The organism is Janthinobacterium sp. SUN100 (assembly GCF_030397705.1).
GTDB lineage: Bacteria > Pseudomonadota > Gammaproteobacteria > Burkholderiales > Burkholderiaceae_D > Janthinobacterium > Janthinobacterium kumbetense.
The window spans coordinates 1,458,253-1,478,221 of sequence record NZ_JAPUBU010000001.1; the positions used below are offsets into that span (position 1 = coordinate 1,458,253).

Annotated in this window: 16 protein-coding genes and 4 tRNA genes; 7 read left to right on the forward strand and 13 right to left on the reverse strand. The window is 63.3% G+C overall.

The window, feature by feature from the left end; genetic code table 11:
• Positions 1-119: 119 nt before the first annotated feature.
• Positions 120-632 (forward strand): ATP-binding protein, encoded by a 513-nt coding sequence (locus O0881_RS06370; RefSeq protein WP_289910622.1) that lies wholly within the window; start codon positions 120-122, stop codon positions 630-632.
• Here O0881_RS06370 and O0881_RS06375 read toward each other — a convergent pair.
• Positions 629-1,774 carry an alpha-hydroxy acid oxidase gene (locus O0881_RS06375; protein ID WP_289910623.1) on the reverse strand — a complete coding sequence of 382 codons (1,146 nt, stop codon included), beginning with the start codon at positions 1,772-1,774 and terminating at the stop codon, positions 629-631. The two genes, O0881_RS06370 and O0881_RS06375, sit on opposite strands and share 4 nt — an antisense overlap.
• A gap of 94 nt (positions 1,775-1,868) precedes the next feature.
• Positions 1,869-2,825, reverse strand: coding sequence for a phytanoyl-CoA dioxygenase family protein (locus O0881_RS06380; RefSeq protein WP_289910624.1), 957 nt, complete (start codon positions 2,823-2,825; stop codon positions 1,869-1,871).
• Between the two features lie 114 nt (positions 2,826-2,939).
• On the opposite strand from O0881_RS06380, the gene O0881_RS06385 reads away from it, so the two are divergent.
• Complete coding sequence (locus tag O0881_RS06385; RefSeq protein ID WP_289910625.1) at positions 2,940-3,815, forward strand: AraC family transcriptional regulator; 876 nt, start codon at positions 2,940-2,942, stop codon at positions 3,813-3,815.
• A 55-nt stretch (positions 3,816-3,870) separates the two neighbouring features.
• On the opposite strand, the gene O0881_RS06390 is transcribed toward O0881_RS06385, so the two are convergent.
• Positions 3,871-3,947 (reverse strand) — tRNA-Arg (locus tag O0881_RS06390).
• 270 nt (positions 3,948-4,217) lie between these two features.
• Here O0881_RS06390 and O0881_RS06395 point away from each other — a divergent pair.
• Positions 4,218-6,395: a hypothetical protein gene (locus O0881_RS06395; protein ID WP_289910626.1), complete on the forward strand. Its 2,178-nt coding sequence runs from the start codon at positions 4,218-4,220 to the stop codon at positions 6,393-6,395.
• A 114-nt stretch (positions 6,396-6,509) separates the two neighbouring features.
• Here O0881_RS06395 and O0881_RS06400 read toward each other — a convergent pair.
• The 3 genes from O0881_RS06400 to O0881_RS06410 all read right to left on the reverse strand — a co-directional run bounded on the left by O0881_RS06400 (position 6,510) and on the right by O0881_RS06410 (position 6,899).
• Positions 6,510-6,586: transfer RNA gene (locus O0881_RS06400), tRNA-Arg, on the reverse strand.
• Between the two features lie 77 nt (positions 6,587-6,663).
• A tRNA-Arg gene (locus tag O0881_RS06405) sits at positions 6,664-6,740 on the reverse strand.
• 82 nt (positions 6,741-6,822) lie between these two features.
• A tRNA-Arg gene (locus O0881_RS06410) sits at positions 6,823-6,899 on the reverse strand.
• A 427-nt stretch (positions 6,900-7,326) separates the two neighbouring features.
• On the opposite strand from O0881_RS06410, the gene O0881_RS06415 reads away from it, so the two are divergent.
• Together O0881_RS06415 and O0881_RS06420 are read left to right on the forward strand one after the other, a co-directional pair.
• Positions 7,327-9,837, forward strand: coding sequence for an ATP-binding protein (locus O0881_RS06415; RefSeq protein ID WP_289910627.1), 2,511 nt, complete (start codon positions 7,327-7,329; stop codon positions 9,835-9,837).
• Positions 9,838-10,122: 285 nt separating this feature from the next.
• Positions 10,123-11,106 (forward strand): diguanylate cyclase, encoded by a 984-nt coding sequence (locus O0881_RS06420; RefSeq protein ID WP_077406388.1) that lies wholly within the window; start codon positions 10,123-10,125, stop codon positions 11,104-11,106.
• Between the two features lie 83 nt (positions 11,107-11,189).
• Here the strand turns inward: O0881_RS06420 and O0881_RS06425 are convergent, their stop codons facing one another.
• On the reverse strand, positions 11,190-11,585 hold the full coding sequence (locus O0881_RS06425; RefSeq protein ID WP_077406391.1) for a hypothetical protein: 396 nt from the start codon (positions 11,583-11,585) through the stop codon (positions 11,190-11,192).
• A 310-nt stretch (positions 11,586-11,895) separates the two neighbouring features.
• Between O0881_RS06425 and O0881_RS06430 the strand changes: the two genes are divergently transcribed.
• Positions 11,896-12,609, forward strand: coding sequence for an ATP-binding protein (locus tag O0881_RS06430; protein ID WP_099667356.1), 714 nt, complete (start codon positions 11,896-11,898; stop codon positions 12,607-12,609).
• Positions 12,610-12,636: 27 nt separating this feature from the next.
• On the opposite strand, the gene O0881_RS06435 is transcribed toward O0881_RS06430, so the two are convergent.
• Positions 12,637-13,236, reverse strand: coding sequence for a hypothetical protein (locus O0881_RS06435; protein ID WP_289910628.1), 600 nt, complete (start codon positions 13,234-13,236; stop codon positions 12,637-12,639).
• Between the two features lie 147 nt (positions 13,237-13,383).
• Here O0881_RS06435 and O0881_RS06440 point away from each other — a divergent pair, with 147 nt between their 5' ends.
• Entirely contained in the window at positions 13,384-13,899 is a 516-nt protein-coding gene (locus O0881_RS06440) for a DUF6265 family protein (protein ID WP_289910629.1), read from the forward strand.
• Positions 13,900-13,955: 56 nt separating this feature from the next.
• Here the strand turns inward: O0881_RS06440 and O0881_RS06445 are convergent, their stop codons facing one another.
• From O0881_RS06445 to O0881_RS06465, 5 genes are all read right to left on the reverse strand, one after another.
• Entirely contained in the window at positions 13,956-15,254 is a 1,299-nt protein-coding gene (locus O0881_RS06445; RefSeq protein ID WP_251348150.1) for an NAD(P)/FAD-dependent oxidoreductase, read from the reverse strand.
• Positions 15,255-15,269: 15 nt separating this feature from the next.
• On the reverse strand, positions 15,270-15,788 hold the full coding sequence (locus tag O0881_RS06450) for a hypothetical protein (RefSeq protein ID WP_289910630.1): 519 nt from the start codon (positions 15,786-15,788) through the stop codon (positions 15,270-15,272).
• Positions 15,789-15,881: 93 nt separating this feature from the next.
• Positions 15,882-16,619 carry a transporter gene (locus O0881_RS06455; RefSeq protein WP_289910631.1) on the reverse strand — a complete coding sequence of 246 codons (738 nt, stop codon included), beginning with the start codon at positions 16,617-16,619 and terminating at the stop codon, positions 15,882-15,884.
• A gap of 114 nt (positions 16,620-16,733) precedes the next feature.
• Positions 16,734-18,389 carry a methyl-accepting chemotaxis protein gene (locus O0881_RS06460; RefSeq protein ID WP_289910632.1) on the reverse strand — a complete coding sequence of 552 codons (1,656 nt, stop codon included), beginning with the start codon at positions 18,387-18,389 and terminating at the stop codon, positions 16,734-16,736.
• A 196-nt stretch (positions 18,390-18,585) separates the two neighbouring features.
• The gene (locus O0881_RS06465; RefSeq protein ID WP_289910633.1) at positions 18,586-19,968 is read right to left on the reverse strand and encodes a copper oxidase; all 1,383 of its coding nucleotides are present in this window, start codon (positions 19,966-19,968) and stop codon (positions 18,586-18,588) included.
• Position 19,969 lies beyond the last annotated feature (1 nt).

Consider the following 19,969-nt stretch of genomic DNA (forward strand, 5'->3'; position numbering starts at 1 on the left):
ATTTCACACATGGTGGCTGGACAGGAATGACATTGACCAAGCCGCCTGAGAGGCGGCTTTGATTTGCAGCAACTGGTCAAGACGTCTCGCAGACTATTTTTCACTTTCAGCGAGCGACCATGCAAACCACTTCCGGTACCACCGTTCCCACCACGCCCACCCTGCACCTCGTGTGCGGCAAGATTGCCTCGGGCAAATCCACCCTGACCGCCCGCCTTGCGCAGGCGCCGCACACCGTGCGCATCAGCGAAGACAGCTTGCTGGCGCAGCTGTATCCGGACCAGATCGCCAGCCTGGCCGACTACGCGGCTTGCGCGGCGCGGCTGCGCGCGGCCATCGCCCCCTTGTGCCTGCAGATGCTGCAGGCGGGCGTGTCCGTCGTCCTCGATTTTCCCGCGAATACGCCGGCCAGCCGCGCCTGGATGCGCGACCTGTTCCAGCAGGCAGGCACGCCGCACGTGCTGCATTACCTCGACGTGACGGATGAGGAATGCAAGGCGCGCTTGCGCCAGCGCAATGCCAGCGGGCTGCACCCGTTTTCCACCAGCGACGCGCAATTTGATGACATCACGCGCCACTTCGTGCCGCCCCAGGCATCGGAAGGTTTTGAAATCGTGCGGATTGCCGCTTAAAACGTCCCCGGCAGCAGGATTTTCTTGTCCACCTGCTGCAGGTCGCGCAAGCCGCAGAACGCCATGGTCAAGTCCAGTTCGTTGCGGATGATGTCCAGGCATTTGGTGACGCCCGGCCCGCCCATGGCGCCCAGGCCGTACAGGAACGGGCGGCCGATGTACACGCCCCTGGCGCCCAGGGCCACGGCCTTGATCACGTCCTGGCCGGAGCGAATGCCGCCATCCATGTGCACTTCGATCTGGCTGCCGACGGCGTCGACGATGGCGGGCAAGGCTTCGATCGACGATTGCGCGCCATCGAGCTGGCGTCCGCCGTGGTTCGAGACGATCAGCGCGTCGGCGCCGCTTTCCACGGCCAGGCGCGCGTCTTCCGGGTCCATGATGCCCTTGATGATGAGTTTTCCACCCCAGCGCTGCTTGATCCATTCCACGTCCGCCCATGACAGGCTCAGGTCGAACTGCTGCTGCGTCCAGGCCGACAGGGACGACATGTCCGACACGGACGTGGCGTGGCCGACGATGTTGCCGAAGCCGCGCCGTTTCGTGCCCAGCATGCCCGCCACCCAGCGCGGCTTGCTGGCCATGTTGAGGATATTCGGAATCGTCAGTTTCGGCGGCGCCGACAGGCCGTTGCGCAAGTCCTTGTGACGCTGGCCCAGCACCTGCAAGTCCAGCGTCAATACCAGCGCGCCGCACTTGGCCGCCTTGGCGCGGTCGATCAGGCGGTTGATGAATTCGCGGTCTTTCATCACGTACAGCTGGAACCAGAACGGTTTCGTCGTGTTCGCCGCCACGTCCTCGATCGAACAAATGCTCATGGTCGACAGGGTGAACGGCACGCCGAATTGCTCGGCCGCCTGAGCCGCGAGAATTTCGCCATCCGCATGCTGCATGCCCGTCAAGCCCGTGGGCGACAGGGCTACCGGCATCGATACGTGCTGGCCCACCATGGTCGAAGCCAGGCTGCGGTTTTCCAGGTTGACGGCCACGCGCTGGCGGAACTTGATCTTGGCGAAATCGCTGTTGTTGGCGCGGTACGTCGATTCCGTCCAGGAACCGGAATCGGCGTAGTCGTAAAACATGCGCGGCACCCGTTTCTGGGCCAGCACGCGCAAGTCTTCGATGCAGGTGATGATACTCATGCGTTTCCTCGGTCGATGGCAAGTCAAGCCATGATCGTGCATTTGCCGGCAATTGTCTATCCGGCAGGCAATGCCATCGGACGTGGCGCCACGCTTACCAGCCGCGCGCGCCGAGGATCTTCTCGCCCAGCGCTGTCAGCTGCGCCTGCGGATAGCGCAGCTGTTCCTTTTCCTCGGGGTCGCCAGGAAACGCATAGCCTTGCGGCGCGCTGCGCTCGCGCCAGCTTTGCACGCGCCAGTCGCGCAAGGCTTGATTGTCTTCCTGCGCTGGCGTGAAGGAAATGTATTGCGCCAGGCGCACCTGGTCCGTCGATGTGTTCGGGCGGATGCCATGCGCCAGCAGGCTGTTGAAAATCAACAACTCCCCTTTCTTCATGGCGATGAATTCCATCGGATACGGCACCGTCGCCAGATCCGGCTGCCACGGGTTGCGGTCTTGCGGCACGGTCTTGCGCCACGCCAGCAAGTTGTTGAACAATTCCGGATAGCATTGAAAGCCGCCGCTGTCGGGCGAAGTATCGGACAGGGCCAGCACGCCCTGCACATTGACGGGCAGCGGGTCGAGCGTGGTGTCGGCATCCCAGTGGATGAAGCCGCCGAACTTGCGCTTGCCATTGTTCGGCGTGTTCAGGTTGGCGCGGTCGATGGTCACCCACAAATCCTGACGGTCCCAGATGTCGACAAAGGCGTCGTACACGCGCTGGGTCTGGCGGTTATCCCACAGGGTCTGGTTGTGATAGGCCTCGACCATGCCGGAACCGTTGAGCTCTTTCATCGCGTGGTCGCGCAACTGGTCCCGGTTCCAGGTGGCGGGGTTGTGCTGGTCCAGCCCCTGGAATTCCCACAGGAAATCGGTCGTGCGGCGCACCTGTTCCGGCGTCACGGCATCCTTGACGATGACGTAACCGTAGGTTTGCCAGTGCAGGAAATCGCTGTCGGACAGCACGCGCAGGGGCAACTGTTTTTGTATGTCGCGCAACTGGGTTTGTTCCGTGTAAGCCACGGATGGATTGCCGGGACGGTCTTCGCCGTACTGATATCGGTTTTGCATCGCTGTCTCCTGTGTTGGTGTGGACAGATTGTGCTCCGGCAGTGCCGCGTAAAATGCGTGCGCAGCAACCAAAACTGATACTATCCTGACCATCACCCTCCTTAAAACGTCACAATGACGCCTTTATTTGAACAAGTCACGATTCCGACGGGCCACTCCTGGGGCTTGCTGTGGCGCGAACTCGATGCGATTCCCTTCCTCTGGCATTACCACCCGCAATTCGAGCTGACCCTGACGGTCAATGCGCGGGGGCAACGCTATATCGGCGACCACCTTGGCGACTTCGAACCGGGCGACCTGGTGCTGCTGGGGCCGAATTTGCCGCACACATGGTCGGCCAGCGAACGCATCGACGGCACGCGGCCGATGCTGGCCGTCGTCGTGTGGTTTTCGCTGGAATGGGTGGAACAGCTGGCGGCCTGTTTTCCGGAGTTGCACGGCGTGCGGCAACTGGCGCGCCGCGCCGGCCCTGCCCTGCATTTTTCGCCGGCAACGAGCGCGCGCAGCGCAGAGAAACTGCTGCAATTGAATGCGCTGCCCGTGCCGCAGCGCCTGCCGCTGTTGCTCGACGTGCTGCTGGACCTGGCTGGCGATGGCGGTGCGCAGCCGCTGGCCTCGGAAGCGCTGGCGCCGGTGCATGCCGATGGGCAGCAAAAGCGCATGGAAATCGTGTTTGACTTCATGCACGCGCATTTCCGGGAAGAGATTGCACTGGAAACGCTGGCGCAGCGGGCGGCCCTGTCGCTGGGCGCCTTCCACCGCTGTTTCAAGCGCCACGCGCATTGCACGCCCGGCGAGTACCTGGCACGGCTGCGCATCGGCCGCGCCTGCCAACAGCTGATCGAAAGCAATCTGGCCATCGCCGTCATCGCGCAAGAGGCGGGCTACCGCAACCTCGCGCATTTCAACCGCCAGTTCCGCGCCGCCAGGCAGGTGACGCCGCGCGCGTTTCGCCAGCAATACCGGCGCGGCGCCACAGGCGCAGCATAAATCCATTCGGAAACGAAAAAGGGGATCAGATTTTACAATCTGACCCCCAATATTCTGGTGCGGCTGGCAGGAATTGAACCCACGACCCCTTGGTTCGTAGCCAAGTACTCTATCCAGCTGAGCTACAGCCGCCTAAGACAAGATTATAGCAGGGCTTTGCAGAATGGCAAAGCCGTGGCGGCGATATTTCACAATTGGCGGCCACTCCTGTCTTGCAGCGGCACACGCACGCCGCACTCTTGCTCATTTCATCACATTTCTTTCCAGACTGCGGCGCGAAACCGACAGCTTTGTTACTTGTTGCTCATTATTAATGCATCCAAGAAAAATAAATTGCAATTCATGGAAAACTTTGAGAATGTTTACTAGCAGTAATTTTAATAAAAATACTAAGGGGATACCATGAAGAAGAACTTGCACAAATTATTGCCTCTGGCTGCCGCCTGCGCCGCCGCCCTCATGCTGGCCGCGTGCGGCGGCGGCAGCAGCACCCCCGCCGACCCGGTCGCACCCGTTGCGCCCATCCCTCCCGTCGTGCCCGTCGTGCCCGTTGTACCGCCGCCAGCCACGACGCTCAGCGGCACCGCCGCCGTCGGCGCGCCCGTCGCGGGCAGCGTGATTGCCATCGATAGCAAGGGCAAAGTTTCCGTGGCCGTCAGTACCGGCGCCGGCGGGGCATACACGCTCGACGTGGGCGGCATGACGGCGCCCTTTCTCCTCAGCATCACCGGCACGGCCGGCGGCAAGCAAGTGACCATGAATTCCATCGCCACGGCAGCGGGACAAACCGTCAATATCACGCCGCTGACCGACCTGATCGTTTCCACGGCGTCGGGCCAGCCTGGCGGCGCCGCCCTGGCAAGCGCCTGCGCGCCCGTCGCCAATGCCGTCCCGGCCGCCTGCACCGCGGCGCTGGCCAGTGCCGCGACCCAGCAACGGCTCGATGCGGCCATCGCCGCTGTCGTCGCCATGATCAAACCGATTAACACCAGCAACACCAATCCGCTGACGGGCGCCTTTGTTGCCAACGGCACGGGCATGGATGCCGTGCTGGACCAGATTCTCGTCGCGCCCGCGGAAGCGCAAGGCGCCATGGCGACGGTCACCCTGATTGCCACCAACAGCACGCTGGGCAGCGTGACCTTGCCTGCCGCCGCCGGCGGCGCCGCCACCATCCCCGCAGCGACGCCGCCATCGGATGCCGACTTGCTCAAGGCAAACGCCGCGGCCAGCGTCTTGCCGGAAATCCGCGCCTGCATGGCCTCGCTCAGCGCCCTGTATCCGAAGACGGGCTTCGTCGCGCCGTCGACGGCGGCCGTGTCGCCGTTCATCGACAGTTCCTTCAATATGGGGACGGGTGTGGGCCAGGCGGAAATCGTGTCGGCCCTGACCAGCACCGACCAGGCCGCTCATGCCGGGCTGACCATCGAAGCGCTGGGCTTGGCCAGCGTCAACATGCAACCGTTAAGCACGGATGAAATCGCCACGCTGACGTCGTCGAGCAGCACTTCGACATCGCGCGTCGCCGACTTCATCAACAATCGCCTGGGCGCCGGGGCGACAGCCATCGGCTTCACCGCAGGCAAGCCGAGCAGCGCATGGGTACAGTTGCGCATAGGAACAGATGCGGGCATGCTCAACTGGAAGCTGGTCAAGACGAGCGATACCAGCGCCTGCGCCGGCGGCTGGAAGCTGGCCGGCAGCGGCCACCTGGACATGCACATGAATGCGCGCATCCAGCGCAGCCTCGACAGTGCGGGCGCGGCCACCTTTGCGCGCGAATGGGCCGCGCACGTCGAGCTCGACACCGTGCTGCAGGACAATCCGGCCATCAACAAGATCGATGTGCGGGGACCGGGCCTGACGACATTCGGCGACTTCCAGACACCGGGCACGGCCGGCAGCAAATTGCAGCTGATCCTGCCAGCCACGGGCTACACCCACATGCGGATTGCCGACAGCAATGGCGCTGCCAGCGCCTTCTACAATAACGCGGAAGCGATCCAGAGCTGCCAGGACCTGGCCAGCTTGCCCGCCGGCACGCCGGGCCTGGGCGCCGGCACGGCCTGCATCGACGAGACGAAAGTGGCGCCTGGCAAGGTATATGTCTGGACCCTGAAGACAGCGAACGGCCCCGTCAGCGCCTTCCCGTTCCAGATCAATGCCGTGCCGCTGTCGAAAGCGTTTGCCCGGGCAAACCAGGCCAGCCTGTTCGCCACGATCACCAGCATCACGCCGGCGAAACTGTCGTCCATCCCGGCCGCCGCCCTGCTCGATGGCGCGGTGACCTTCAACTACACGCAGTCCGCCACCTACGGATCGAAAATGGACAATTGCGGCCTGTACCTGTTCAATGGCGTCACGCCCGTGCTGAACGCGGAACAAAATGCTGTTGGGCAAGAAACCGCGTGCACCTTCACGACCTCGGGATTGAATAGCCTGGCGTCGAATGTGGCGGACCCCGCGCAGTCGGGCGGTTCGCTGTTCAAGTTCACCGGCCCCGTGACGAATGGCGGGCTGTGGGTGACCACCATCGTCCTGGGCAACCAGGCGTCCTCGGGCCAGCCGTATCCGAATTGATGGGACATTGGCGCAACTGCGGCAGGCCGCGCCGTCGGCGGCCCGCTGCAGTTGCGCCGGACGAAAAAAAACCCGGAAAGCGAACTTTCCGGGTTTTTTCACTACTGCAAATACTGGTGCGGCTGGCAGGAATTGAACCCACGACCCCTTGGTTCGTAGCCAAGTACTCTATCCAGCTGAGCTACAGCCGCAAACTCTGACACACTTCGCCGGACGACGCGAAGCTTGAAACTTTCATCAGCACGGGAAAACCCGATGCTGGCAATACTGGTGCGGCTGGCAGGAATTGAACCCACGACCCCTTGGTTCGTAGCCAAGTACTCTATCCAGCTGAGCTACAGCCGCAAAACTTCTACAACATTCCATTAACAACATGGAGGTGAAACTTGTTACAACAAAACCAGGCAAAGTCTGATTTTCAGTATTCTGGTGCGGCTGGCAGGAATTGAACCCACGACCCCTTGGTTCGTAGCCAAGTACTCTATCCAGCTGAGCTACAGCCGCGCAGGCAAACATTATAGCGTATTCATTTCGCTTTGAAAAGTTCGATTTTTCAATCGCTTAGCTGATTTTGCAGAATACCGCCCCGCATGATCGACTACCTTTTCACTGCTAAAAAGCTGACGCCTTTTTATCGATGGACACTTCTGCTTTCACAGGAGCTTCCAGCGAATCGAGAAGTTGCTGTCTCGAAAGAAGCGGGATTATAGGGACTGCTTTCCAGCCTGTCCAGTGCTATCTGCAGGCAACGCGCAAGCGTGCGGTGGCGCTGCGCCGCTTGGGGCTACAATACCAGCCAGACAGGGGCGCTTGTGCCTCCCCTCATTCATGGCGCGGGCATTGACCATCATGACCCATTTAACTGAGCTTAGCGGCGGCGGCCCGGCGGGGCAAGAGCCCGTGCGGCAGACTCATTGTTGCAGGATTTCCGATGGCCAAGCCTGACCGCACGCAAGATCTGCTGCCCCCATCAGCGCCGCTGAGCCTCTCCGGCGAGCGCCTGGCAAACTTAATGGAAAGCATCACCGATGGCTTTTGCCTGCTCGACCGCGACTGGACCATCCGCTATATCAATACGCGCGGCGCCGACATGCTCGCACCGCAGCATCCGCCCGGCGCCAGCCTGGCGGGCAGCAGCCTGTGGCAAGCCTGCCCCGCCCTGCAAGGGACGGAACTGGAAGTGCAATACCGGCGCGCCATGGCGCAGCAGCACAGCAGCAGCTTCGAACTGCTGTACCGGCCGCTGGGGCGCTGGCTGGAAGTGCGCATCTTCCCTTCCAGCGATGGCTTGACCACGTACATCCAGGATATCAGCCAGCGCAAGGCGGCCGAGGAAAGCTTGCGCCACAGCGAGGAAGACTTGCGCGCGCTGGCCAATTCCATCCCGCAACTGGCCTGGATCGCCAGCTTCGACGGCACCATTGCCTGGTACAACCAGCGCTGGCACGACTACACGGGCACCAGCGCCGAACAGATGGCGGGCGACGGCTGGAGCATCGCCTATCACGCGCAGCATTTGCCGCCCATGCTGCACGCGTGGAAGGCCGCCTTGCGCGACGGCACGCCCTTCGAAATGGAATTTCCCATCCGCGGCGCTGACGGCCAGTACCGCTGGTTCCTGACGCGCGCCAATCCCGTGCGCGACCGGGGCGGCCAGTTGCTGCGCTGGTTTGGCACGAGCACCGACGTCGACCAGGTCAAGCGCGCGCAGGAAGCCTTGCGCGATGAAACGCGCGTGCTCGAATTGCTCAACAATACAGGGGCGGCCCTGGCCGGCACCCTCGACTTGCCCGCCCTGCTGCAGGAAACCGTCGATGCGGCCACGCGCATCAGCGGCGCGCGCTTCGGCGCCTTCTATTATGACGATGCGGGCGAGATCCCCGACAGCGCCGCGCCCCTGCCCTCGGCGCGCGCCGTCAACGGCATCAGCCTGCGCCAGGCCGAAGCGATTGCCACCGAACTGCGCCAGGGGCCGGCCATGCACCAGAACGACTTGCTGGCCGCGCCCGATGCCAGCGCCGATGGCGCGCCGCCGCTGCGCAGCTGCCTGAGCCTGCCCGTCAGCTCCCGCTCGGGCCTGTTGCTGGGGCGCTTGCTGCTCGGCCATCCGCAGGCGGGCATGTTCAGCGCGCGCAGCGAACGCATCGTCTCGGCCATCGCGGCCCAGGCCGCCGTCGCGCTCGACAATACGCGCCTGTACGCGGCCGCCACGCGCGCCGCCGAAGAGCGCAAGGTACTGCTCGACAGCGAACGCGAGGCGCGCGCCGAAGCCGAGCGCACGAACCAGCTGAAAGACGATTTTCTCGCCACCCTGTCGCATGAACTGCGCACGCCCCTGTCGGCCATCCTCGGCTGGGCCCAGGTGCTGCGGCGCGGCACGCGCGACCAGGCCGACCTGCACCGCGGCCTGCAAAGCATCGAACGCAATGCGCGTGCGCAGGCGCAGCTGATCGAGGACTTGCTCGACATGAGCCGCATCACCTCCGACAAGGTATTGCTCGACCTGCAAACCCTGGAGCCCGCCAGCATCATCGCCTCGGCCATCGAAACCCTGCGCCCGGCGGCCGACGCCAAGCACATCGCCATCCACTGCAACATCGCCAGCGATGCGGGCACCATCACGGGCGACCCCAGCCGTATCCAGCAAGTGATCTGGAACCTGCTGTCGAATGCCCTGAAGTTCACGCCGCAAGGGGGGCGGGTCGATATCAGCGTGCGCCGCGAGGCGTCGCGCCTGGCCATCACGGTGGCCGACAACGGCGTCGGCATCAAGAAGGATTTCCTGCCGCACGTGTTCGACCGCTTCCGCCAGGCCGATGCCTCCACCACGCGCCGGCACGGCGGCCTGGGGCTGGGACTGGCGATCGTCAAGCACCTGGTGGAGCAGCATGGCGGCACGGTCACCGTCAGCAGCGCCGGCGACATGCAGGGCGCCAGCTTTACCGTACGCCTGCCGCTGGGCACGCCGGCCGCCGCGCGCCAGGCGGGCAGCGCCCCGCCCTCCAGCCATGACTTGCGCGGCGTCAAGGTGCTGCTGGTCGATGACGACGCCGACGCGCGCGAACTGACGGAACGCATCTTGCGCGACAACAATGCCGAAGTGCACGGCGCCGGCGGCGTGGCGCAAGCGCTGCAACTGCTGGAGCAGGTGCGCCCGGATGTGCTGGTCAGTGACATCGGCATGCCCTACGCCGACGGTTTCGACTTGCTGGCGCAAGTGCGCGCGCATGCCGCCCCGGAGTTGGCCCGGCTGCCGGCGCTGGCGCTGACGGCGTTTGCGCAGCCGCAAGATCGCCAGCGGGCGCTCGACAGCGGCTTCCAGGCCTGGATCTCGAAGCCGCTCGACCCGGCCGGACTGGTGGCGGCCGTGGCGCAGCTGGCCGCTGCGCGCCCTGGGCGGGAACGCAAAACACCATCTCAAAAAGATGATGTAAAGAAATAAATAGTGCAGTACAAAATGACTATTTTCATGGGTTAGCCTTCCTACTTTCAGACGCGGCACTGTCCTACAAGCAACTAAGCTGAAGTTTGCTACACTGAAATGCAGAAGCACACCTGCACGGCAGGCTGGAAGCGGCGACCTTGGCCGGGGAGAACGGCAGAAGCGAGTTCATGCGCAGTTGTGCGCCCTATCTTGTTGCAAGGAGCTACTATCTTTTCCACCGCCGTCAGCCCATCATCTGCGGTAGAAGCCAGCGTTGCATAGACCGTATAACCGAGACCTTACATGCCCAGCCAAGATGAGATTTTGAAAGCCAAAATTTTGGTCGTCGACGATTCACCCGACAATGTCGACCTGATGCTGGAAATCCTGCGCGATGCCGGCTATACCAACGTCACGGCCACCATGCGTCCGGCCCAGGTTTGCCCCCTGCACCGGGAGCATTGCTACGACCTGATCCTGCTCGACCTGCAAATGCCGGAACTCAATGGTTTCCAGGTCATGAAAGGCTTGAAAGAAATCGAACATGGCGGCTACCTGCCCGTGCTGGCCCTCACGGCGCAACCGAGTTTCAAGATCGCCGCCCTGGAAGCGGGCGCGCGCGACTTCATCAGCAAGCCCTTCGACCTGATGGAAGTGCACAAGCGCATCCACAACATGCTGGAAGTGCGCCTGCTGTACAAGGAACTGGCGCAATACAGCAAGCAGCAGCAGGAACTGGCGCTGCACGATCCGCTGACGGGCTTGCCGAACCGGCGCCTGCTGGAAGACCGCATCGAGCATACGCTGCAGCAATCGGCCCGCAGCCGCGGCAAGTCGGCCATCCTGTACCTGGACCTGGACGGCTTCAAGGCCATCAACGACAGTTACGGCCACGGCTATGGCGACGAAATCCTGAAAATGGTGGCGGCCCGCCTGGTGGGCGCGTCGCGCAAGGAAGACACGGTAGCGCGCATCGGCGGCGATGAATTCGTCATCGTGCTGGGCAACCTGGCCGGCAAGGGCGACGCGCGCGAACCGGCCGCCAAGCTGATCGAAGTCATTTCCGAGCCGTATTTCATCAACGACCTGACCCTGCGCCTGTCGACCAGCATCGGCATCGCCATCTACCCGGACGACGCCAGCACCGTCGAATCCCTGCTCGGCGCGGCCGACACGGCCCTGTATGAAGCCAAGCGCGCCGGCAAGAACCGCTTTTGCTGCACGCCGCACGAAGTGATCGCGGCGCAGGTCAACATGCAGAAAAGCAGCATTCCATCGATCGCCTGACGGTGACGCGGCGCGGCACGTAAAGGCGCGTAAAAAAACCGGCGAGCCTCGCGGCCAGCCGGTTTTTTCATGTCCTGCAGGCTTTATTTCTTGCCAGCCGTCACTTCATGCTGGCCCGCATGCTGGTGGTCCGTTTGCGCATTGACGGTGTCGGGCGACACTTCGATGCGCGTGATGCCCGCATCGACGGAGATCGGGTCGCTGGCGGGAAAGGTCATTTCCACGGCGTCGTCGAGCAATTCTTCCTTGGCCCGCTCTTCGCCGCTCATGCCCTCTTCATCGGCCAGGATGGCCAGCGCGCTGGCCCATTTGACGAAGTTGAGGTTGGACAATTCGCGCACGGTGGTCACGCCAAACGCCTGCTGCAAGGCCTTGGCGTCTTTTGCGCTGACGCCGCGCAGGGCGCTGATGGGCGCATTGACGATGTCGCGGAAGCTTTTGTCGAGGTATTCCTTGTCGACGATGGTATCGATATTCATGGCATGTCCTTTCGTTTCGGTAAGCGGGCCAGTGCTGCGCCCCGCGCCGCAGTGGCGCCAGGCCGCATGGGGTAATGACAGCCCCACTATGGCAGCGTGCCGCGCCCCGGTATGTGCGCAGCCGTACGTAACGACGGGAACGGTGCCCGCTGGCGTAAACGATAATATTGTCTATCACATAAAAATGATGGAAGGAGATTAAAATTGCCGAAAAGACAGAAATTTTTCATCCATGCGCCCCGCGATGAAATCCTCATGTATGATCCACAACTTGAATTTGGTCCTCACCTTTCACCATTCACGGGGCGCTATGTCCGCACAAACAGATCCGAACAAGGAAGCGTCCCAGGCCGATGCGGAACGCGCCGCCGACCTCAGCGAATTGCTCGGCCATGTCAACACCAGCTGGGACAATGAACGGCGCGCCCTGTCGCGCCAGCTGCACGACAGCCTCGGCTCCTCGCTGACGGCGCTGACCATGCACCTGTCGCTGCTGACGCAAAAGATGCCGCAGGAAGCCGCCTTGCTCGACCGCGCGGCGACGATGAAGCAATTGCTGCTGAATGTGATCGAGACCAACCGCCAGATGCAGATGAAGCTGTGGAACGACAAGCTCGAGTTTCTCGGCGTAAATGTCGCGCTGGGTGAGCTGGCCGCGCAATTTGCCGAACAGCACAAGATCACCGTGCGCTGCAGCCTGCCCGAAGATGAATTGATTTGCCCGCGCAACGTGGGCGTGGCTCTGCTGCGCACCCTGGAAGAAGCGCTCGGCAACATCGCCGCGCACGCCCACGCCACGCAGGTGGACATCATCATCGACGACAATGACGAGGCGCTGATGATGACGGTCAAGGATAACGGCAGCGGCTTGCCGGCCAACGAGCCCGTCGAAATGAGCAAGCACGGCCTGCGCTCCGTGCGCGAGCGCGTGCATTACCTGGGCGGCACCCTGAGCCTGACGGCCAATCCGCAAGGCGGCACGGCCCTGACCGTCGTCTTGCCGCGCATTACGCCAAAAGAATAATTTCCCGCAGCGGGCGCCCTGCCCGCCTCAACGGGGCAGCGGCATGCCCTCTTCCGGCAACAGCAGTTGCGCCCCCAACACATCGCGGCGCGCGCCATGCCCGGCCAGGCTGGTGCGATCGCCTTCCAGCACCTGCAAGAAATGTCCAACACGCAACACATCCGTCAATTGGGCCGTCAGGGCGGCATCGGCCGGGGAACCCGCCTGCCGCCATCCCAGCGCCAGCAGGGTTTGCCAAATGTCGGGCAATGCCGTGCGCCAGGCGGCCGAGGCGAGAAAGACGCCGGCCGGCTGCTCCAGCGCTGCACTGGCCCGCGCCAGCAAGTCCTCGCACGCCAGCTCGCCGGGCCAGCCGTCAAGCTCGGCACGCCACCGGGGAAACGTGGCCAGCGGCGCCGGCAACGCGTCCAGGCTGCTGATGAAGCGGGACTTGCCATAGCCATCCGTGCGGAAACGCACGACCTGCCGCAAGCTTTCCCCGGCATCCCCCCTGGCCCTGCAGGCCAGCAGCAGCTGGTAAAAATCGAGCTGCTCCGGGTCCAGGCCCAGGCTTTTCAAGCTGATGTAGCGATCGTCGAACTGGCCCGGCCTGGCGGCGCCGCGCGGCTGCGTGGAAGTATCGTGCATGATTGTCCTTGGCGTGATGGTGGTGACGGTCGGCATCTTTCCCGAGTATAAAGTGTTTGCCGTGCGCAGCCCAGCATCGGCTACACTGGGCAGGCGCGCCACCGGCGTGCCCCAGTGACCGCTAACATCGCAACGACAGGAGATGGCATGCAACGACTCGCAACGACCTTGCTGGCAGCGCTGCTGGCCATGGGCGCCGCCCAGGCAGCCGACAATACCGTGCCGCCGCCGGAAACCGTGGACAAGCTGGCCTGGCTGGCCGGCTGCTGGAATGTCGACGGCGCCGAACCCGGTTCCGGCGAACAATGGAGCACGGCCGCCGGCGGCACCATCCTCGGCACCAGCCGCACCGTCAAGGGCGGCAAGACGACGGCCTTTGAATTCGTGCAGATCCGCCTCACGGAACCGGGCCAGCTGGCCTACATCGTGCAGCCGTCGGGACAGCCGCCCGTCATCTTCAACTTGCTGCGCCAGGACAAGCCGAACGAGTTCATCTTCGCCAACCTGGACAACGATTTTCCGAGCCGCATCATCTACCGCCACGACAGCGAGCGCATCTTGCATGCCAGCATCGTTGGCACCTTGAAGGGCAAATTCACCACCATCGACTTTCCCATGACGCGGGGCCGTTGCGAAGCGGCGCCTGCCGCGCGCGGCAAATAAAAAGGGGCCGCAAGGCCCCTTGTTTGATCCGGCGCAAACCGTTTACTGCAGCGCGATCAGTGCAGCTTGACCTGCGGCGTGCTGCGCTTGATCAGGAAGCGGCCCATGGCCATGACGGCCGTGCGCACGCTGCCCAGCACGGCATTGTGGTGCATCAGGTGCAGGCTCACATACATCATGCGTGCAACAAAGCCTTCGACGAACCAGCTCAGGCCCTTGAGCGAACCCATCAGCGTACCGACGGAGGTGGTGCGGCCGAAGGACACGAGCGAACCGTAATCCAGGTATTCATACGGCTTGGTTTGCGGCGGCTTGCCCTTGGCTTGCAGCAGGAACGTTTTCAGCAGGTAATCGGCTTGCTGGTGGGCAGCCTGGGCGCGCGGCGGCACCAGCTTGCCATCCGGCCCCATGCAGGCGGCGCAGTCGCCCAGCGCAAAGATATTCGCATGGCCCTGCACGTTGAGCATGCCCGTCACTTCCAGCTGGCCGGCGCGGTTGGTCGGCAAGCCCAGGGTAGACAGGAATTCCGGCGCGCGGATGCCGGCCGCCCACACGCAGATGTCGGCCGCATAACTGGTGCCGCTGGCCACCGTCACCTTGTCGGCTTCGATGGTGGTGACGCGCGTATCGGTCACCACGGTGATGCCGTGCTGGTGCAGCAATTTCGAAGCGGCGATGGAGACGCGCTCGGGCAGCGGCGCCAGGATGCGCGGCGCCCCTTCCAGCAGGGTGATGCGCACATCCTTGATGGCGTTGAGATTCTGGAAACCATACGCGGCATACACGCCGCTCGCTTCGCGCAATTCGGCCGCCAGTTCCACGCCCGTGGCGCCGCCGCCGATGATGACGATGTCGACGCCGGGATGGCCCGCGTCGCCCTGGCGCTGTTCGGCCATGGCCAGCAGTTTCAGCAGGGTCAGCCGGAAACGTTCGGCGTCTTCCGTGGCATTCAGGGAAATCGTGTTTTCCTGGGCGCCGGGCACGCCGAAGTAATTCGAGGTGCTGCCCACGGCCAGCACCAGCTGGTCGTAGCTGACAGTGCGTTGCGGCAAGAGTTGCTCATCCTTGTCCGTGGCGATGGCACCCACGGTAAGGCTGTTCGACGCGGCGTCGAGTGCGATCAGGGGGCCATAGACATAGGTGAAACCATTGTCATGCGCCAGCATCTGGTATGACAGGCCCTCTTGATGAATGTCCAGGGTGCCGGCCGCCACTTCATGCAGCGACGGCTTCCAGATATGGTACAGGCGGCTGTCGACCAGGGTGACCTGGCCGGCGCCGAGCTTGCGGCTGAGTTTACAGGCCAGCTCCAGGCCGCCTGCACCTCCCCCTACGATAACGATTTTACTATGCAAAGATCCTCCTGCTTGTTAATCCCTGTGCCCGTTGCCGTTGCCGTTGCCATTGCCATTGCCATGACCGTTGCCATGGCCCTTGCCTGGCTTGTCATCATGCTTGTCGCGCTTGCCTTCATGTTTATCGCGCTTGTCATCATGCTTGTCATAGTGGCCGCGATCACGGTCATGGTCCCGGTAGTCGGGACGGCCATGGTCGCCATGCTGCTGGCGGTAACGGGGCACATATTGGTTGTTATACCAACTATCTTGGACGAAATATACCTCTTGGTTACAGGCATTATACTTGCGGCAGTGCTTGGACCAGTGTTTCGCATGGCCGGGCGGCACGCGCAAATAGATGGGGCGCGCCGAATAGTATTGCGGGCGCTGCACGATGACGGGCTGGGCATAGATCAATTGCGGCGCTGGATAGTCGCCTATGTCGATGCGTCCGTAAAAGCCCGGCTGGCCGACGGTGACGGAGACGCCCACCTGAGCGACGGCAGCGGTAGCGGCCGACAGCAAGACGGCGGCAAGAATGAGGGTTTTCATGGGGACACTCCTTTTATCAGTTATGCCGCAATTGTAGACCTTGTGCAACCAACTGTTTGTTCGCAAGGACACATAAGGATTGCCGTGGCAATCTCACCACACCTTGCCTAAAGGCACGACCACGCCGCTGAACAGCGACCAGTCCGGCGACGCCGCCGTCAAGCCGCGCGCCATGCCGATATCGATGACCAGCCGCGGCGTGGGACTGTAGGTGGCGGCCAGCAAGAGCTGCGCCGTGGCCGGCGCGCCGCGCAAGCGCGTGCCCGACACTTCCGCCGTGGCGCCCCAGCGCTCGCTGACGGGTGTGGAAAAGGAGGTCGCCCAGCCCGTTTGCACCCTGCCGGTATGCGGGTCGGCTGCGCCCAGGCGCGTGGCGTTCAGGTTGGCGTCCATGTGCACGGCGCCCAGGTCGCGGCTGAAAATGCCGTTCAGCGACACGTCGCTCTTGCCGCTGCCGATGCTGTCCTTGGCCGTGGGCAACTTCCAGCCCAGTTCCAGGCCCAGCGCCGTGGCGCTGTCGAGCAAAAAGGCGCGCTTGAGCACGACCGTCGTGTCGCCCACGCCCGTCTCGCGGCGCCCCGTGTCGTCGCGCGCGCGCACGAAGCCCTCGCCTTCGAGCAATACGCCCCATTCCGGGCTGAACGCCAGTTTGAACGTGTACGGCAGGCTGGCGCGGCGCGTGTCGTCCGTTTTCGACAGCAGGCCGCCCGCCTCGAATTCCAGCTGGCCCGGCACGGGCAGCTGGGCGGGACTGGCCACGGAAGGCCGGTACGGCAGCACGGGATCGCCGTCCTGCGCCTGCGCCTGCGGCGGCAGGGAGAGCAATAACATGGAGAAACACAACAGCGGCAGGGAAGAAGACGGCATGGGAAACCCGGAAGTGGCAAACGCGCAATAACGACAGCCTACCACCGCCGCGCCGATTGCGCCCGGACCCGCCCCATTTCAGGCCAGGCGCCGCACGCCCTGCCTGGCGGCCTGCACCGGCCGGCGCAGCGGCGTGACATTGCTGGACGCCGGCACGGCCATCTGTTGCGCCTGGGCATGCAGGCGGAACACGCCCACCAGTTCCGTCAGGGTCTGCGCCTGGTCTTGCAGCGATTCGGCGGCCGCGGCCGCCTCTTCCACCAGGGCCGCGTTTTGCTGCGTCACCTGGTCCATCTGCAGCACGGCCTGGTTGACTTGCTCGATGCCGGCGCTTTGCTCGGCGCTGGCGGCCGTGATTTCCTGCATGATGTCGGCCACCTGGCGCACGCTGGTGACCACTTCATCCATCGTCTTGCCCGCGTCATGCACGAGTCTGGAGCCGATTTCCACCTGCTCGACGGAGTCGCCGATCAGAATCTTGATTTCCTTGGCTGCACTGGCCGAGCGTTGCGCCAGGTTGCGCACTTCGGACGCGACGACGGCAAATCCCCGCCCCTCCTCGCCCGCCCTGGCCGCTTCCACGGCCGCGTTCAAGGCCAGGATGTTCGTCTGGAAGGCGATGCTATCGATGACGCTGATGATGTCGACGATCTTGCGCGAGGACGCATTGATCGATTCCATCGTCTGCACCACCTGCCCCACCACGGCGCCGCCCTTGCCCGCCACGTCGGACGCGGCGCCGGCCAGCGCATTGGCCTGGCGCGCATTGTCCGCATTCTGCCGCACGGCAGACGTCAGCTCTTCCATCGACGACGCCGTTTCTTCCAGCGAACTGGCCTGCTCTTCCGTGCGGGACGACAAGTCGAGGTTACCCTGGGCAATTTCGCCCGAGGCCGTGTTGATGGTGTCCGTACCCGAGCGCACCTGGCTGACGATGCCCACCAGCTTGTCGCGCATGGTTTTCATGGCAAACAGCAGGCTGGCGCTGTCGTGGCTGGCCGTGCGGATATCGACGGTGAGGTCGCCCTCGGCGATGGCGCCGGCGATCTTGACGGCATACGCCGGTTCGCCACCGAGCTGGCGCGTCAGTCCGCGCGTGATCAGCGCCCCCAGCGCCAAGCCCGCCGCCACGCTGCCCAGCACCAGCGCAATCATGAAGCTGCGGCTGGCCTGGTACACGCCGGACGCCTGCTCGGAAGCGGCCTTGGCGCGCTCTTCCTTCTGCTGCGACAGCTTGTCCAGCACGCCGTCGAGTTCATCGGCATGCTGGCGCGTCTTGTTGAGCAGTTCGGTCAGTTGCGCGCTGCGCTGGGCCAGCGGTTCGGCTGCCGCCAGGGTCAGCGCCTGCTGCATGGTGGCGATATATTCCGCTTCGACGGCGGCGAAGCGGGCAAACAGTTCCTTGGCGGCCGGCGTGACGAACAGCGGCTCCGCCTTGGCAAGGTAACTTTTATTCAAGTCGAGGAATTTGGCGATGTCGGCCTGGCGCGTGGCGCGCTCCTCGGCGGTCGTGGCCAGCAAGAAGTTGCTGCGCGCGCGGCCCACCTTGATCAAGGCGATGTTGGCTTCCTTGATGTACGACAAGCCCAACAGTTCATGGTTGTACATCTGCCCCGCCATGGTATCGATCTTGCCCATGTTGAAGATGCCGATGCCGGCCACGATGGCCCCCATCAGCGCGACGCAAAAGAATGCCGCCAGCAAGCGCGTTCCCACCTTCATCCGGTTCAACATGATTTCTCCCATAGACTGGCCGATACTCGGTGCAACTGGAGCGTACTGGCTTGAATATAAAGAAAAAACACGGAAAAAAATGCTCGGATTGTCACCAAACAACAATTCCTTGATTTATAGCAACATGCAAAACGGCTTGCCATGCTAGGCAAGCCGTTCGGGCATGGGCTTGGCGCCTCTCCGTTAATGGCCCGCGTTAATGGCCCGCGTGTGCGCCAGGTTTGCGCACCGTCATCTCGACGCTGCCCTTGGCCGGCAGCTTGCCCGTACCCTGGCCGCGCACGGGTTCCGGCAAAGCGCCCGTCCATTCATAGGCCACGCTGCCGGCCGGGTGCTTGTACCAGCCAGGATCGCGGTAGTCGCCGGTTTTTTGATCCTTGCGCACCTTGACCGTGGTAAACATGCCGCCCATGCCGATGGCGCCGAAGGGACCGTCGCCCGCCATCATCGGCAAGGTATTGTCGGGAATCGGCATCTGCATCTCGCCCATGTCGGCCATGCCCCGCTCGCCCATCACCATGTAGCCAGACACCAATTGATTGATCTTCGCCGCCACGCCCTGGTGGTCGACGCCGATCATGGTGGGCACGTCGTGCCCCATGGCATTCATCGTGTGGTGCGACTTGTGGCAGTGGAAAGCCCAGTCGCCGAGGTCCGTGGCAGTAAACTCCACGGCGCGCATCTGACCGACGGCGATATCCGTCGTCACTTCGGGCCAGCGCGATTCGGGGCGCGTCCAGCCGCCATCCGTGCCCGTCACCTCGAATTCATGGCCATGCATGTGGATCGGGTGGTTCGTCATGGTCAGATTGCCCACGCGCACGCGCACCTTGTCGCCCTGGCGCACGACCATGGGGTCGATGCCGGGGAAGACGCGGCTATTGAAGGTGAACAGATTGAAATCCGTCATGGTCATGATCTTCGGCGTGTAGCTGCCGGGGTCGATGTCGTAATTGCTCAGCAAGAAGACGAAATCGCGGTCCACCTTCATGAAATTCGGGTCTTTCGGGTGCGTCACCCAGAAACCCATCATGCCCATGGCCATCTGCGTCATTTCATCCGCGTGCGGGTGGTACATGAAGGTGCCGGGCCGCTTGGCGACGAATTCATAGACGAAGGTCTTGCCGGGAGGAATGCCCGGCTGGGTCAGGCCCGTGACGCCGTCCATGCCGTTGGGCAAGCGCTGGCCATGCCAGTGCACGCTCGTGTGTTCGGGCAACTTGTTGGTGACGAAAATGCGCACGCGGTCGCCCTCCACCACTTCGATGGTGGGACCGGGCGACTGGCCGTTGTAGCCCCATAGATTGGCCATCATGCCGGGCGCCAGTTCGCGCACGACGGGTTCGGCCACGAGGTGGAATTCCTTGACGTTGTTGTTCATGCGCCAGGGCAAGGACCAGCCATTCAGGGTGACGACGGGGTTGTACGGCCGCCCGTTCGGCGGCGGTGGCGGCGCCTTCGTCTCCGCGCCGGCCATGCTGACGGCTTCCGGCAACGATGCCGCGCCCACGCGGCTCACCGCTGCCGCACTCAGGGCGACCGCGCCCGCATTCATGAAAAAGTTTCTACGTGTAATCATC